Source organism: Cryobacterium frigoriphilum, assembly GCF_004403305.1.
GTDB classification, from domain to species: domain Bacteria; phylum Actinomycetota; class Actinomycetes; order Actinomycetales; family Microbacteriaceae; genus Cryobacterium; species Cryobacterium frigoriphilum.
Genome location: NZ_SOHE01000041.1, coordinates 127,689 through 143,841, shown reverse-complemented (window position 1 = coordinate 143,841; position 16,153 = coordinate 127,689). Strand labels below are relative to the sequence as shown.

Sequence of the window (16,153 nt, the reverse complement as noted above, 5' to 3'; positions counted from 1 at the left end):
ACGTGACCAGCCCCTCGCCCGAAACCACCCTGCAGCCCGACGTTTCGCTCGAGCAGACCCTGCTCGACCAGGCCCTGCTCGACCCGGCGCAGCTCGCCGTACTCAACCTCGCCGACGGCGAGAGCGCCGCCGTGATCGGGGCTCCGGGAAGCGGCAAGACCACCACCCTCGTTGAGTTTGTTGCCGATCGGGTGCGGGGTCGCGGCTACTCGCCGAGCGAGGTGCTCGTGCTCGTACCGACCCGCACCGGAGCGACCGCGCTGCGGGACCGACTCGCCCTGCGACTCGCCATTCCCACCAACGGGCCCATGGCCCGCAGCGCCAACTCCATCGCCTTTCAGCTCGTGCAGGGCGCCGAAACACAGGCCGCACGCCCGAGCCCGACGCTGCTGACCGGTGGCGAGCAAGACCAGATCATCGCCGAACTGCTGCAGGGGCACCTCGACGAGAACACCGGCCCCAACTGGCCGGCGAGCCTCGGCCCCGAGGTGCGACGCCTGCGTGGCTTCCGAACGGAACTGCGCGACCTCATGATGCGGGCCGTGGAATACGGGGTCACCCCCGCCCGCCTGGCCGCGCTCGGGCAGACGGCCGGTCGGCCGGAGTGGGTGGCGGCCGCCGAGTTCGTGAGCGGTTATGAAGAGGTGAAAGACCAGACCCGCCCCGGACAGTTCGACTCCACCGAACTGGCCCAGTTCGCGGCCGCCGTCGTGCACGACGCGGCTCCGGGGGCGGCCGGTGCTGCGACTCTCGGCACGCTCGCCGGGCTGCGACTGCTCATCGTCGACGACGCGCAGGAGGTCACGCAGGCCACCCTCACCCTGCTGGCCCAGTTCGCGGCTCGCGGCGTCACCATCGTGTTCTTCGGCGACCCCGACATCAGCACCGGCTCTTTTCACGGTGCGCATCCGGATGCCCTCGGTCGCCTGGGCACCTATCTGGCCGGGCTTGCTCAGGGTCGTGTCGCTCAGGGCCGTGTCGCTCAGGGTCGTGTCGCTCAGGGTCGTGTCGTTCAGGGTGCCGCAGCGCCGGGCCAGCGCCCGCAGACTCGCGCCGTTCGCACGCTCTACCTCGACACGGTCTACCGGCACGGGCCCACCGTGCGGGGCGTAGTGAGCGAGATCACGAGCCGCATCGGAGCGGCCGCAGCCGGCCCGCAGCGTGCCGGCGTCGCCGCCGAGATGGCCGCCGATGCGGTGCCGACCGACGCTATGCCGATGGATGCGGTGTCGATGGATGCGGTGCCGACGGATGCTGTGCCGACGGATGCTGTGCCGACGGATGCTGTGCCGACGGATGCTGTGCCGACGGATGCCGTGCCGACCGATACCGTGCAGACGGTCGTCGTGGCCAGCCCGGCCGACCAGCTCTCGGTGATCGCTCGCCGTCTGCGCGAGCGCCATGTACTGGGCAAGGTGCCCTGGTCGCGTATGGCCGTGATCGTGCGCACGGGTTCGCTCGTACCCGCGCTGTCGAAAGGCCTCGCCGCCCTCGAGGTGCCCACCCAGGTGGCGACCGCGCAGACTGCCCTGCGTGACGAGTTCGCGGTGCGGGCCTTCATTCTGGCGCTCGACGTGACCCTGGGCCGCCGCACGCTCGACGCTCAGGCGGCGGTGGAGCTGCTGCGCGGCCCGCTCGGCGGCCTCGACCCCATCACCCTGCGCCGGTTGCGCGCCGCGCTGCGCCTGATCGACCTCGCCGACACCGAGATCGATACAGGCACCGACGCCGACACCGACACCGAAACCGGCACCGGCACCGACGCCGACACCGACACGCTGCATGGCCCCGCCAGCACGGCCGGCACCGCCCCCCAGAGCGCGCCAGCGGCAGCGGCGCCGGCCCGGAGTCCCGACGAGTTGCTTGTCGCCGCGCTCACCGTGCCCGGTACCCTCGACCGCATCGACAACCGCACGGCCCGCCGGGCCGCGGCCTGCGGGGCCAGCCTGGCGGCGGCATCCGTCGAATATGCCGCCGGGGCCACGATCGAAGAACTGCTCTGGGGGCTGTGGACCCGCAGCGGCCTCGCCACCACCTGGTTCGATCAGGCCCAGGGCACCGGCATCGGCGCCGACGAGGCCAATCACAACCTCGACGCGGTCGTGGCCCTGTTCTCCGCGGCGCAGCGCTATGTGGAGCGCACCCCCGCCGCTCCGCCGCTGCTCTTTCTCGAGCACCTCGTCGACACCGACGTTCCCGAAGACACACTCGCACCCCGGTCGCTCGGCGATGCCGTCACCGTCTCGACCGGCAGCGGAACCATCGGCCAGCAATTCGATATCGTCGTGCTCGCCGGGGTGCAAGAAAATGTCTGGCCTGACCTGCGCATTCGCGGCTCGCTTCTCGGCGCCGGCGATCTTGCCCTCGCCGCAGTCGGCGAACCGGCCGTGCGAGCGAGCCCCACGGAGCCCGGCGCCCCTCGCGTCTCAGACGGCGGCGCTGCCCGCCTCGCCGTGCTGCACGACGAACTGCGCATGTTCGCGCAGGCCGCGTCGCGCGCCCGCCACGAGCTGCTCGTCACCGCCATCAGCAACGACGACAACCAGCCCTCCGTCTTTCTGCGCCTGCTGCCGGCGGCCGATCCGGCACCGCTCGGCCGGTTCCCGCTGTCGCTGCGCGGCATGGTCGGCCGGCTGCGCCGCGAGGTGACGGATGCCGTGCGCACGGCCGACCGTGCGGCCGACCGTGCTGTCGACCGTGCGGCCGACCGTGGCGCGTCCGTCTCGCTGCGCGCCATCGAAGAGGCCGCCACACTTGCCCGCCTCGCCGCCGAGGGGGTCGCGGGCGCCGATCCGGCCGAATGGTACGGCCTGACCGAGCCCAGCACGCTCCAGCGGCTCAACGACCCCGACGCCGGCGACGAGAAGATGCGAGTCTCCCCGTCGAAGATGGCCTCCTTCGAAGCCTGCCCCCTGCACTGGCTGATCGGCCAGATCGGCGGCGGCACGACCAACACCGCAGCCAACCTCGGAACCATCATCCACAAGGCGATGGAAGACACCCCGCCCGCTGATCCGGCGGCCCGCACCCCGGATGCGCTCTGGGCCGCGGTGGAGGCACGCTGGGGCGAGCTCGTGTTCGACTCCGACTGGCAGTCCCAGGTTCAGAAGGTCGAGGCGCGAGCCCTGACCGATCGGCTCGCCTCCTACCTCGGCGACTTCGACCGCTCCGGCGGCGAATTGCTGAGCGCCGAGGGGCGCTTCACCCTCGATGTGGGTGGCGCGGTGCTCTCGGGCACGATTGACCGGGTGGAACGACTCGCCGACGGACGTGCGGTGATCGTTGATCTGAAAACGGGCAAGGGCGACCCCACCGGTGACACGGGCGTGGTCGACCATCCGCAGCTCGGCGCCTATCAGCTGGCCTTCGCCGACGGCTTGATCGCGGGTGTCGAACCCGGCATGGACCTCGCCGGTGCCCGCCTCGTGATCGTCTCCTCCGGCACTCAGAAACAGAACTACCGCAACCCCACCCAGCAGGTCTTCACCTCCGAAGAACTCGACGCCTTCCGTACCCGGGTCGGCGACGACGCCACGGCCATGGGCGGCGCCGTCTTTCAGGCCGAAATCGCCAGCCACTGCCTCGACCCGCGCTCCTTCGGCGCCTGCCGCATCCACATCATCAAACAGGTGAGCTCATGACCGCTACTGTCCCTCAGCCAATCTCGGCCCTGACGATCGCCGCAACCCTGAAAATGCCGCCGCCGACCCCCGAACAGCAGCGCGTCATCGAGGCCCCGCTCACACCGACCCTCGTCGTGGCCGGTGCCGGCAGCGGCAAGACCGAGACCATGGCCAACCGGGTGCTGTGGCTGCTGGCCAACGGGCACGCCCGCGCCGACCAGATTCTCGGCCTCACCTTCACCCGCAAGGCCGCCGGGGAACTCGCCGAGCGCATCAACAAGCGCATCGGCGAGCTTGCCGCCGCGGGCCTACTGCCCGTTCCCGCCGCCACCGAGCTGGCCGCCGACACCTTCACGCGCGACAGTTCCGACCTCTTCAACACCCCGGTTGTCTCCACCTACAACTCCTTTGCGAGCCGGCTGTTCAGCGACAACGCGCTGTTGCTGGGTCGGGAGCCCGAGTCGGTACTGCTCGACGAGAACTCGGCCTGGCTTCTCGCCCGTCAGGTCGTGATCACGCACGGCGACGGCCAACTCGTGCCCTTCGGCAAGAAGATCGACGCGGTAACGGATGCCGTGCTCGCCCTGAGTCGCGCCCTCGCCGAAAACCCGCCAGCCTTCGTGCCCGGTGAGAACCCCGCCAGTCGCAACGTCGCAGGCCACGACCTAGCCGGCCTCGCCGCCGGCTTCGACTACCTCGTCGACCTGCCCTACGGCTCACCGCGCAAGAAGATCCCTTACGCCTCGGTCACCGATTCGCTCGCCGCGGTGGCCCCGCTGCCCGTGCTCGCCCGGCTGGCCGCGAGCTACGGCGCCGAAAAGCACCGTCTCGGACTCATCGAATTCTCCGATCAGGTCGCCCTCGCCCTGCAGGTCTGCCAGAAGGTGCAGAGCGTCGTCGACCGCTATCGCGATCAGTACCGCATCGTGCTGCTCGATGAATACCAAGACACCTCGGTGTTGCAGACCGAACTGCTGCACACCCTGTTCGCCCACCACCCGGTGATGGCCGTCGGCGATCCCCACCAGTCGATTTACGGATGGCGCGGCGCGTCCTCCGCCAACCTGCTCGGCTTCTCGCGCAGCTTCGCCGGTCTCTCCAACGACGAAGCGCCGGCCATGAGCCTGTCCTATACCTGGCGCAATCCCGTCACGGTTCTCGGCGTCGCCAACACCCTCGTCGCCCCGCTCAGCGACCAGCTGCGCGCCCAGCCGAACGGCATTCAGGTCGACACCCTGAAGACACCGCCCGGCAAGGCCCAGGGCACGGTCGAGGCCGCGATGGTCGAGACCATCGCGGAGGAGGCCCGCGTGGTCGCCGCCTGGTTCGCCGCACGCCTGCCGAGCAGCGCCAATCACAGCAGCGCCAATCAGACCAGTGCCAATCAGAGCAGTGCAAACGGCAGCGATAAGACCGGCGCCATGCTGTTTCGTGCCCGCCGCGAGATGGACCTCTTCGCGGAGGTGCTGCGCGAACACGGGGTACGCGCGCACGTTCTCGGCCTCGGCGGGCTGCTCTCCACCCCCGAGGTGGCCGATGTGATCAGCGTGCTGCGCGCCGTGCACGACCCGGCCGCCGGCAGCGAACTGGTGCGACTGCTCAGTGGAGGGCGCTGGCGGGTCGGAGTACGCGACTTGCAGGCGCTCGCCGGGGTCGCCGGCTGGCTCGCCACCCACGACTGGGCCCAGAAGAAGGTCAGCGACGAGGTGCGCGCCCGACTGCGGGACTCCGTCGTCGCCGACGACGGCCGCTCCCTCGTTGACGCCCTCGATTTTGTGGCCACGGCCGCTCCGACCCACGGTCAGCTTCTCGCTTTCAGCGAGACCGGCCGCGAGCGGCTGCGCAACGCCGGCCGTCAGCTGGCGTTCTTCCGTTCCCGGGCCGGACTGCCGTTGCTCGACTTCGTGCGCCTGATCGAGCAGGAGCTGCGCCTCGACATCGAACTGGTCGCCAATGAGACTCGCGGGCTCGAGAACCTCTACGCCTTCCACGACACGGTCGGAGCATTCCTAGACAGCGACGAACAGGGCACCCTCGGCAGTTTTCTGCGTTGGCTGACCCGCGCCGAGCGCAACGACGATCTCGGCCCACGCCCCGAACCGGGTGAGCCGGGCGCGGTGCAACTGCTCACAATCCACGGTGCGAAGGGTCTCGAATGGGACTTCGTGGCCATTCCCAATCTCACCGCCAAGAGCCTGCCCGCGCCGGCGCGCGAGGTCACCGGCTGGCTGCGCTTCGGCGAACTGCCCTACCCGTTTCGCGGCGACCGGTCAGAGTTGCCCGAACTGCGCTGGGGACAGCACGACACCCAGCTCTCGTACGAGACCGAATTTCTCGCCTTCAAAGACGAACTCGCCGCCCGGCACGATGCCGAGGAACGCCGCCTGATCTACGTCGCGACGACTCGCGCGCAGCACTCCCTGTTGCTGACCGGCTCCTATTGGGCCTCAGGCAGCACAGTGCGCAAACCGAGTCCGTACCTCGTCGAGCTCGCAGAGGCCGGACTCATCCCGGCCCTGCCTGAAGGGAGCGTTGACACCGACAAGCCCGCGTCCGCCGACACCCTGCGGGAGACGTGGCCGTTCGATCCGCTCGGAACCCGCCGCCCGGTCGTTGAAGCCGCGGCCGCCCTCGTGACTGCCGCCCGGCAGGCAGCGGACGCTGCGAAGACGGATGCTGCGAAGACGTATGCTGCGAAGACGGACGCGGCAAAGACGAATGCTGCGCCCACGGATGCTGCGCCCACGGATGCTGCCCCGCCAGCGCCAGCGCCGCGCACGGCCGCCGGCTCCGAGTGGGCACGCGAGGTGACCCTGCTGCTTGAAGAGCGCGCGCTGCGTCTGGCCGGCGGCATCGACCTGCAACTGCCCGTGCGCATCCCGGCCTCGCGCTTCAAGGACTACGTCGACGATGCGGCCGCGGTGAGCCGAGGGCTCGCGCGTCCCATGCCGCAGCGCCCGTACCGAGCCACCAGGCTCGGTACGCTCTTCCACTCGTGGGTGGAACAGCGTTCGGGCGGGCTCGCATCGGGCGACCGGGTCGATGCCGGCCTGTTCGACCTCGATGATGCCGACCTGCTCGAGGGCGACCTGCTCGAGGGCGCCGGGAGCGACGATCCCTCGCGCGAATTCGAGCAGCTCGCCGTGTTGCAGCGCACCTTCGAACAATCGCCGTGGGCTTCGCGGCAACCGGTCGACGTGGAGATCGAGATTCACCTGGTACTCGCCGAGCAGGTCTTCGTCTGCAAACTCGACGCCGTCTACGAGACCCCCACCGGCTACCAGGTCGTGGACTGGAAGACCGGGCGGGCACCGAAGAACGCCGCCGACCTCGAACTCAAGCAGACCCAGCTCGCGCTCTACCGTCTCGCCTATGCGCGCTGGAAGGGCATCGACCCCGACATCGTCGACGCCGTGTTCTACTTCGTCGCCGACGACACGATCATCGCCCCCGACCGGCTCTACTCCGAAGACGACCTGCGGGCAGCCTGGGCGTCGGTCGCTGTGCCGGAAGCGGGCGCATTATCCGAGTCGTTCAAGGCGTCCGACCCGGAATCTGAATCCGCGAAGTCGCTTTCGGTGAAGTCGCCGTCGTAGCTGTCGGTGTGCATCGTGCTGTCGGTGTGCAGAGCGCCGTTTTGGCCGTTTCCGCGGGCACCGCTCGGGATGTCGTCGAGCATGCTCTCCACGTCGCTCACGGTCATGATCGGGCCGGTCTCGGGGGAGAGTGGCTGAGACGAACGGTCGTGAACCGTGCCGACGAGTCCGTCGAGCATGCCGATCGCGTCGTCGATCACGGCCTGGTCGTGGCTGTCGACCCCGTGCAGCAACCACCGGGCCAGTTCGAGTTCGGCGTAGAGCATGGCGCGCTGCACGATGTGGGCGTCGCCGCCCTGCCGAGCGGCAATGTAGGTGTCCATCGCGGTTTCGGCGTAGTGACCGCGGGCGGCGAGCAGCCAGTGCAGGTCACGGGCGGGATCGTTGACGCTGAGGCCGGCCCAGCCCAGCACGCCCGAGACGGCGTCGTCGGTGATCAGGATCGAATCGGCCGACAGCGAACCGTGCACCACACAGGCGGCAAAGCCCCACAGAGCATCGTCATCGGTCGCCTGCTCCCAGCGGCGCAGTAGCGCCGCCGGCAGAAAGCCGGTCGCGGCCGCCCGATCAATCAGGTCGATCACGCCGGTGCGGCAGTCTTGGGCGCTCTGCTGCGGCAGTCCGGCGGCCTGGATGAACGCGGTCGGCAGGGCATGAATCGCCGCGATCGCCCGGCCGATGGAGCCGGCGACGCCCGCGTGCGCGGTGAGGGCATCCGCAGCGAATGAATCCCCCGGAAGCATCTCGTAGACGATCGCGCGGGTGCCGGAGGCGGGGGTCTGGCCCACGAACTGTGGCACGTCGAAGGGCAGCCGACTGCGGTTGCCGACGGTGAGCGCGCGCAGCGCCAGCAGGTCGGCGGACTGTTCGGTTTCGGCCGATTGGGTCATCGGCACCCGAATGATGAGCTCGCGACCGTCACGGTCGACCAGCAGCGCGGAATCGAACATGCCGGTGCTGCCGTGACTGTGCTTACGGGTGCGGGCCACGTCGAGGCCCGGCAGAGCAGAAGTAGCCAACGCGGCTAGAGTGAGATGAGATCTGGCCATGCCTACTAGGTTAGGTCGACTTTCCTCCATGGTGGTCGTTCGCCACGCCCCCACACCACTTCGGCACCGTCTCTGTGCCCCCCAAGCAGCCCTGCGGAGTTCCGGATGTCGTTCGAATCCACGTCGTTAGATTCCCAGTCCCTAGATTCCCAGTCCCTAGATTCCCAGTCCTTAGATTCCCAGTCCTTGGATGCGCCGTCGTTCGAATTCACGGCGCGGCTGCCGCTGTCCCGCTACCTGGTGGACCGCGACCACGAGGCGCGTGCCCGGGCCGACCTGATTGCCATTCTGTGGGCGGATACCGCCACACGCGTGGTCGCCCTGTGGAACGGCAAGGCGCTCGTGCGCCCCGGCGAGGCGAGCCCGCCGCAGCTGGCATGTGTGCCGGCCGCGAACCTGCCCGCGCCGGGCGCGGACACGATCGTGCTCTACCTCGGCCGGTCCGTCGATCCGCAGGCCGCGGAGCCCGTCGGTACGCCGCTTCTCGCCGTTGAACTCACCGAGGAACAGGCGCTGGATCTCGATCCGGAGGTCACCCACTGGCAGAGTCTGCGTGACCTGGCCGCGGTGCTCGGCGACCGCGACACCGGGGTCTTTGTCGAGGCCCTCGGCCTGCGCAACTGGCACCACTCGCACCGTTTCTGCCCCCGCTGCGGCGCGCCGGCGTCGATCGAATCGGCCGGCTGGGTGCGTCGCTGCACCGCGTGCGGCAGCCAGATCTTTCCGCGCACCGACCCGGCCGTGATCATGCTCATCACGGATGCCGCCGATCGGCTCCTGCTTGGATCCAACGCCCTCTGGGAGAACAATCGGTACTCCCTGCTGGCCGGATTCGTCGAGCCGGGGGAGTCGCTCGAGGCCGCCGTGGTTCGGGAATCCTTCGAGGAGTCGGGGCTGCGCGTGACCGACGCGACCTACCTCGGCTCCCAGCCGTGGCCGTTCCCCGCCTCGATCATGTGCGGCTTCACCGCGCGCGTCGCCGACGACCAGGATCCCACGGCGCTCGCGCCCGACGGCGCGGAAATTCTCGACCTGCGCTGGTTCACCCGGCCGGAACTGCGTGCCGCCGAGGCCAGCTGGCTGATGCTTCCCGGGCCCTCGTCGATCGCCCACGCGATGATCGAACAGTGGCTTGCGCAGTGATGGGGCTCGCGCAGTGACGGACCTCGCCGCATGAACCACCGTGCCGACACCACTCCCGACGGGCTGCTGGCCGGGCTCGATGACCAGCAACGCGTGGCGGCCGAGGCCCTGATCGGCCCGGTCTGCATGCTCGCCGGCGCCGGAACCGGCAAGACCCGGGCCATCACTCACCGCATCGCCTACGGGGTCGTGACGGGCGCCTACGCACCGAACCGGGTCATGGCGCTGACCTTCACGTCGCGCTCGGCGGCCGAACTGCGCGGACGACTGCGCCAGCTCGGCGCCGGCGGGGTCGCCGCGCGCACCTTCCACGCGGCGGCACTGTCGCAACTCAACTACTTCTGGCCGCACGTGGTCGGCGGCCAGGCGCCGCGCATCCTCGACGGGAAGGCACGGTTGCTCGGACACGTCGCCGAAACCCTGCACCTGAAGATCGACACCGCGACCCTGCGCGACCTCGCCGCCGAGATCGAGTGGCGCAAGACGAGCGGCCTGAGCCTCGAACAGTACGGGGCTGGAATCGGCGGCCGCGCCCTGCCCGGACGGCTCGACCTCGATCAGGTCGTCGCCATGCAGCAACGCTACGAACGCCTGAAAGACGAACGCAAACAGATCGACTTCGAAGACGTGCTGCTCGCCATGGCGGGCATGATCGAGGCCGAGCCATCCGTCGCCCTGCAGGTGCGGGAACAGTACCGCTTCTTCGTCGTCGATGAGTTCCAGGACGTCTCACCCCTGCAGCATTCGTTGCTCTTGCTCTGGCTCGGTGAACGCCGTGACCTCTGCGTGGTCGGAGACGCCAGCCAGACCATCTATTCCTTCGCCGGGGCCCGAAGCGAGTATCTGCTCGAGTTTCCCGGGCGCTACGAGGACGCAACCGTCGTGCGCCTCGAACAGAACTATCGCTCGACCGGCGCCATCGTGGCCACCGCGAACCAGCTCATGCGCGGGCGACCAGGCGCCCTGACCCTGCAGGCCGCTGCTGCGGGCACGGGCACGAGCACCGGCGCAGGCACAGGAGTCGGCGCGAACGCGGGCACGGTGCCCGTCATCCGCGACTTCGCGAGTGACATAGCCGAGGCGCGCGGCATCGCCCAGGCCGTGGCCGATCTGATCGCCGGTGGCACCCGTGCCGAAGACATCGCCATTCTATTTCGCATCAACGTGCAGGCCGCGGTGCTCGAAGCCGCGCTCGGCGACCTCGGTGTCAGCTTTCAGATCCGCGGATCCAAACGATTCTTCGACCTTCCCGAGGTCAAACAGGCGGTGATGAGCCTGCGGGCCGCCTCCGTGTCGATCGTCGGTGAGCCGCTGTTCAAGTCCGTGAGCGATGTGCTGCGCTCGCTCGGCTGGAGCCAAACCTCTCCGGATGCCCCGGGCGCGGTGCGCAATCGCTGGGAATCCCTCAACGCGCTGATGGGCCTCGTCGACCAGGCGGCTCCCGGCACAACCTTCCGGCAGTTCACCGACGAGCTCATGGAGCGCCAGGCCGGGCAGCACGAGCCGACGGTGTCGGCGGTGACCCTGTCGACCATGCACTCCGCGAAGGGCCTGGAGTGGGAGGCTGTCTTTGTGATCGGCCTGAGCGAAGGGCTCGTTCCCATCACCTATGCCGCCGGGCCGTTGCAGGTCGATGAGGAACGCCGGCTGTTGTACGTGGGTATCACTCGCGCCAGAACCCGACTGGCCCTCAGCTGGGCGGCCTCCGGCCCACAGCAGCGTGCTCCTCGGGAGCGGTCCCGTTTTCTGGAAGAGCTCGGCATCCGCACGACCCGTGCGCATGGTGCGCGCGGAGCGTAAGCGCGCCCGATCTTTCGTTGATCCCGAGGGAGTGCGCCACCAGCGGTGTTCGCCGGCCGGTCAGAAACTCCTGCACGTGCCCGGCCGTGCGGCCGGCGACGTCGATGCTGAGTCTGGTCGTTTCGGTGGGAGCCGTTGCGCCCTGCAGCTGGCTGGCGATGCGCGGCCAGGCGTGGTCCGCATCGGTGTGGGCGAGCTCGAGACAGTAGAGGCACGGCCCGCGACCCGGCGTCACGAGGGGGCCGATGCGCACCTCGGTGTCGCTGAACACCACCGGCAGGTGCGGCACGTCGCGGCGCAGCCAGAACTCGTGGCGCCCGGGGCGCAGCGCGTAATGGCCGAGCACAACGGCGAGTGCGATGCCGCCGGGCGCGTCCGTGGCCGCGTCCGTTGCCGCATCCGTTGCTGGTGCGCCGAAGCTGTTCTCGGTACGCGAACACACCGCAACACCGCTCTCGTCGAGCAGCCGGCGCAACCGATTCGCGGTGGGACCATCGCCGTCGATGCAGACCGGTGCTGCCACGCCCGCCGGGGAGCGGCCCGCGGCCTGGGTATCGATGAGGGTGGGGCCAAGCGTTGCCAGCAGCGCGCTCACCTGCGCCGGGGTCGCCCCGGCATCCACTCCGAGCAGGTGTGCAGCGGCCAGGGGGATACCGGAGCACAGCGCGGCCACGACCCGTTCGAGCGCAATGCTCACCTCCGTGACGACCACGGGGTGGTCGACGCCGAGCTGCAACGTGTCGGGAGTGCGCCAGACCAACGGGATACGGGGATCAATGCGAATGACCATGCCGTCACCCTAGACACGCACAGCCGATGCCGCCGGGTTGTCCACAGGCTTTCTCACGAGAACGTGGGCCGACACGAGAGAAACGCACTCCCGGCCGCCACACCGCGGATGAAACCGGGTGATGGCGACCAGAAGTGCGTTTTCGTGAGCGGGTGCTCGAGCCGGGTGCTCGACCCGGGTGTTCTCAGGGCGTGAGCTAGTACTTGATGACCACGCGGCCGTCGATCTTGCCGTGCTTCATCTCGTCGAAGATGTCGTTGATCTCCCCGAGCGAGCGGGTCGACACGGTCGGGTGGATCTCGCCGCGGGCGTAGAAGGCGAGGGCCTCCTCCATGTCCTGGCGGGTTCCCACGATCGAGCCGCGGATGGTGAGGCCCTTGAGCACGATGTCGAAGATCGGTGCGGGAAAGTCGCCCGGCGGCAGACCGTTGAAGACGATCGTGCCACCGCGACGGGTCATGCCGATCGCCTGGCCGAAGGCGGCCGGGTGCACGGCCGTGACGAGCACACCGTGGGCACCGCCGGTCTGGCGCTGCACGGCCTCGACCGGGTTCTCGTTCAGGGCGTTGATCACGATTTCAGCGCCGTGCTTGGTGGCGAGAGCGAGCTTGTCGTCTGCGACATCCACCGCAACGACGCGCAACCCCATGGCCTTGGCGTACTGCACGGCGATGTGGCCGAGACCACCGATCCCGCTGATCACGACCCACTGGCCGGGGCGGGCCTCGGTCATCTTCAGGCCCTTGTAAACGGTGACGCCGGCGCAGAGCACGGGGGCGATCTCGATCAGGTCGCTGCCCTCGGGGATCTTCACCGCAAAGCGGGCGTCGACGAGCATGTACTCACCGAAAGAGCCGTCGACGCCGTAGCCGCCGTTCTTCTGAGACTCGCAGAGCGTCTCCCAGCCGGTGCGGCAGTACTGGCAGTTACCGCAGGCCGACCAGAGCCAGGCGTTGCCGACGATGTCGCCGACGTGGTGGTTGGTGACCCCGTTGCCGAGGGCGACGACGGTACCGACGCCTTCGTGTCCGGGAACGAGCGGCAGGGTCGGCTTGACGGGCCAGTCGCCCTCGGCCGCGTGCAGATCGGTGTGGCAGACGCCGCTGCTGATGAGCTTGACGAGGATCTGGCCGGTGGCCGGCTGGGGAACGGTGATCTCTTCGACGGAAAGGTCGGTGCCGAATTCGGTCACCACCGCCGCCTGCATTCGGGTCGCGCGGGCGTCTCCGGCCGGCTCGACACGAGCCGTGGTCTCGGGGGCGTAAACAGTCATGTGCTAACTCCTTCGTTAGGGATTCTCTGTCCGTAATGAAGAGGCTAGGTCGGTCAAGGTTGCGCCAAGGTTGCGCCGGGTTGCGGGCGGATCATCCCCGTTCGGGGGCGCCCGCAACCGGGTCAGTCTTCCTTGGGGCGTTCTTCCTTGGGGCGTTCCGCGCCGTCGTCGCGCAGCAGGTCTTCGAGGGCCTGGTCGACGTCGTCGAGCTCGGCCGCTTCGCCCCTGGCGGCATTCGTGAGCCGGGCGACGAGGGCCTGAGGATCGTCGAGGTCGGCCATTGTGGGCAGAATATCGGGGTGCGCCCAGAGGGCGTCCCTCGCCTCGTTGCCCACGGCATCCGTGATCGCCTGCCACATCGCGGCGGCCTCGCGCAACCGCCGCGGACGCAGTTCGAGACCGACAAGCGTCGCAAACGCCGATTCCGCCGGACCGCCCGATGCTCGGCGGCGTTTGACCGTCTCGTTGATCGCATCCGCCTTGGGCAGCCGGCTGGTCGCCTCGACCGTCACCACGTCGACCCAGCCCTCCACGAGCGCGAGCATGGTTTCGAGTCGCGCCAGCGCGGCGAGCTGAGCCTCGGACTTCGGCGGGATGAGCGAACCGTTCTGCATCGCCTCGCGCAGCTCTTCGGGGTTCGACGGGTCGAAGCCCGACGCGAGTTCTTCGAGCCGACTCGAGTCGATCGTGATGCCGTGCGCGAAATCGGTGATGGAACTGATCAGGTGCAGGCGCAGCCAGCGGGAGTGGCGAAAGAGTCGCGCATGGGCGAGTTCGCGCACGGCGAGGTAGATCTGTACCTGGTCGGTGGGAACGTCGAGGCCGTCGCCGAACTCGGCGACGTTTTGGGGGAGCAGTGCGGCCTGACCGTCGTCGAGCAGTGGAATGCCCACGTCACCACCCGAGACGACCTCACTCGCGAGCTGTCCGACGACCTGGCCGAGCTGCATCGCAAAGAGGGTTCCGCCGATGCTGCGCACGATCTGGCTCGCGTTGGCGATCATGCCCTGCAGCTCTTCGGGGGCCTGATCGGTGAGCACCCGCGTGAGTGACTCGGAGATGCTCGTCGCGACCGGTTCGGCCAGCTGGCTCCAGAGCGGCAGGGTCGCGGTCACCCATTCCTTGCGGGTCAGCAGGCGCGGCACGGCGGTCAGTTCGGCGACCGAGATCACATCGTCGAGCCAGAGCGCCGCGATGTGAAAGGCCTGGTCGAGCTGGGTGCGTTCCTGAGTCGTGGGCGTCAGCTGACCGGTGGCGGCACGTTCCTGACCCGACTTCAGCGCGATGTCCCAGTTGATCGCGCCGGTACCCGACTGTGCGCCCTGCAAGGCACCCTGCAGCTGGCTCATGAGTGCGGCGATGCTGGCGGGGTCGCTCGGCAGTCCGGCGACGCCGGCCAGCTGGCTCGGATCGATCGTCGACTTGCCCGAGAGGATGTTCTGAAGCATGTCCCGAAATTCGTCCTCGGGATTCTGGCCGCCTGGGTTTCGGGCATTGTTGTTCAGACCGTCGTCGTTGTTCAGACCGTCGTCGCTGTTCAGGCCGTCATCGTTGAGCCCGTCGTCGTTCTGGTCGTCATTGGGTCGGGAGTTGTCGGCCACGTCAGGCACCTCTCAGTTGCGTACTTCTACGCTAGTCGGAGAAATCCGGTGCGACTGGGAAATGTCCTAGGCTAAAGAGCTTCGGTGTCCGCCTGTCGCGAACACCGCGATCTTCCCAACACCGCTCCCGAACATGTGAAAGGTGAGCCGTGGCTCTCTTCAGCGATTACCCGACTGCCAGCCCCCGGCGGCCCCGGCGTTCGGGTACGACCGGCTGGGTCATCCTCGGCGTCGCACTCGTCGCCGGAGTGATCCTCGGCCTCACCCCATCGCCCTACGTCATCGAACGCCCCGGGCCGGTCTACAACACCCTCGGAACGGTGCCGAGCGCTGACAGCGACGACGGCGACCCCGACGGTGAGACCGAACTCATCACGATTCCGGGGGAAACGGTGTACGCCACCGAGGGCAGTCTCGATCTGCTGACCGTATCGGTGGTCGGCAACCGGGAAAACCGTCCGAGCTGGCTCGCCGTCGCTCGGGCCTGGCTCGACCCGAGCGAGGCCGTGCTGCCGCTCGATGACGTCTATCCGGCCGACGTCACGACCGAGCAGCGCGAAGAGCAGAACGCCACCGCTATGGTGAACTCCCAGACCGACTCCGTCGCCGCGGCCCTCACACATCTCGGCTACGACTACCCGACGACCGTCTCTGTCGTCGGGCTCGCCGACGGTTCACCGGCCGACGGCATCATCGAGGCCGGCGACCAGGTCGTCTCGGTGAACGGTGTGTCGGTGCGTGACATCACCGAACTCCGGCTGGCCCTGCAGGACAACGGAACGGCGGATGCCGCAACGGTCGCCATCGTGCGAGACGGCGAGGCCGAGAACGTTCAGGTGACTCCGATCGAGGTGGACGGGGCCGTGATCGTCGGCATCAGCGTCACCACGGAGTATGACTTTCCGTTTGACGTCAAGATTCAGCTCGATCGCGTCGGTGGTCCGAGCGCGGGGATGATGTTCGCCCTCGGCATTATCGACAAGCTCACCCCCGGAGCTCTGCAGGGCGGCGAAAACGTCGCCGGAACCGGCACCATCAACCAGGCCGGCGAGGTCGGACCGATCGGCGGCATCCAGCAGAAGCTCTACGGGGCCGACGAAGCCGGCGCCGAGTGGTTTCTTGCCCCCGCTGACAATTGCGACGAGGTGACCGGCCACATTCCCGACGGACTCACGGTATTTGCCGTCGACACCCTCGACGAGGCGGTCACTGCCCTCGAAGCCCTCGCGGCCGGCGGCGACACAAGCGCCCTGCCGTCCTGCCCGGCCGCCTAGCAGT

Annotated in this window: 8 protein-coding genes and 1 pseudogene; 5 read left to right on the top strand and 4 right to left on the bottom strand. The window is 68.6% G+C overall.

Going from position 1 to position 16,153, the window contains the following annotated elements; genetic code table 11:
* Positions 1-2 precede the first annotated feature (2 nt).
* Both E3T55_RS21025 and E3T55_RS09170 read left to right on the top strand, forming a co-directional pair.
* Positions 3-3,641: a UrvD/REP family ATP-dependent DNA helicase gene (locus tag E3T55_RS21025; RefSeq protein WP_134519241.1), complete on the top strand. Its 3,639-nt coding sequence runs from the start codon at positions 3-5 to the stop codon at positions 3,639-3,641.
* Entirely contained in the window at positions 3,638-7,219 is a 3,582-nt protein-coding gene (locus E3T55_RS09170; protein ID WP_134519240.1) for an ATP-dependent DNA helicase, read from the top strand. The genes E3T55_RS21025 and E3T55_RS09170 overlap by 4 nt, the downstream gene beginning before the upstream one ends.
* A 311-nt stretch (positions 7,220-7,530) precedes the next feature.
* Here the strand turns inward: E3T55_RS09170 and E3T55_RS20760 are convergent.
* Positions 7,531-8,169: pseudogene (locus E3T55_RS20760) on the bottom strand (phosphotransferase); the annotation flags it as partial.
* A gap of 285 nt (positions 8,170-8,454) precedes the next feature.
* On the opposite strand from E3T55_RS20760, the gene nudC reads away from it, so the two are divergent.
* Both nudC and E3T55_RS09155 read left to right on the top strand, forming a co-directional pair.
* The gene (nudC, locus tag E3T55_RS09160) at positions 8,455-9,411 is read left to right on the top strand and encodes an NAD(+) diphosphatase (protein WP_241992973.1); all 957 of its coding nucleotides are present in this window, start codon (positions 8,455-8,457) and stop codon (positions 9,409-9,411) included.
* Positions 9,412-9,441: 30 nt separating this feature from the next.
* Positions 9,442-11,211: an ATP-dependent helicase gene (locus tag E3T55_RS09155; protein ID WP_134519237.1), complete on the top strand. Its 1,770-nt coding sequence runs from the start codon at positions 9,442-9,444 to the stop codon at positions 11,209-11,211.
* Here the strand turns inward: E3T55_RS09155 and E3T55_RS09150 are convergent.
* The 3 genes from E3T55_RS09150 to E3T55_RS09140 form a co-directional block, all read right to left on the bottom strand.
* Positions 11,102-12,001: a hypothetical protein gene (locus tag E3T55_RS09150; RefSeq protein WP_134519236.1), complete on the bottom strand. Its 900-nt coding sequence runs from the start codon at positions 11,999-12,001 to the stop codon at positions 11,102-11,104. The genes E3T55_RS09155 and E3T55_RS09150 overlap by 110 nt on opposite strands.
* A gap of 196 nt (positions 12,002-12,197) precedes the next feature.
* Positions 12,198-13,208 (bottom strand): alcohol dehydrogenase AdhP, encoded by a 1,011-nt coding sequence (gene adhP / locus E3T55_RS09145; protein ID WP_134519340.1) that lies wholly within the window; start codon positions 13,206-13,208, stop codon positions 12,198-12,200.
* Positions 13,209-13,396: 188 nt separating this feature from the next.
* Positions 13,397-14,722: a zinc-dependent metalloprotease gene (locus tag E3T55_RS09140; protein ID WP_134519339.1), complete on the bottom strand. Its 1,326-nt coding sequence runs from the start codon at positions 14,720-14,722 to the stop codon at positions 13,397-13,399.
* A 302-nt stretch (positions 14,723-15,024) separates the two neighbouring features.
* Between E3T55_RS09140 and E3T55_RS09135 the strand changes: the two genes are divergently transcribed.
* Positions 15,025-16,149 (top strand): YlbL family protein, encoded by a 1,125-nt coding sequence (locus tag E3T55_RS09135; RefSeq protein WP_134519235.1) that lies wholly within the window; start codon positions 15,025-15,027, stop codon positions 16,147-16,149.
* The last annotated feature ends 4 nt before the right edge of the window (positions 16,150-16,153 follow it).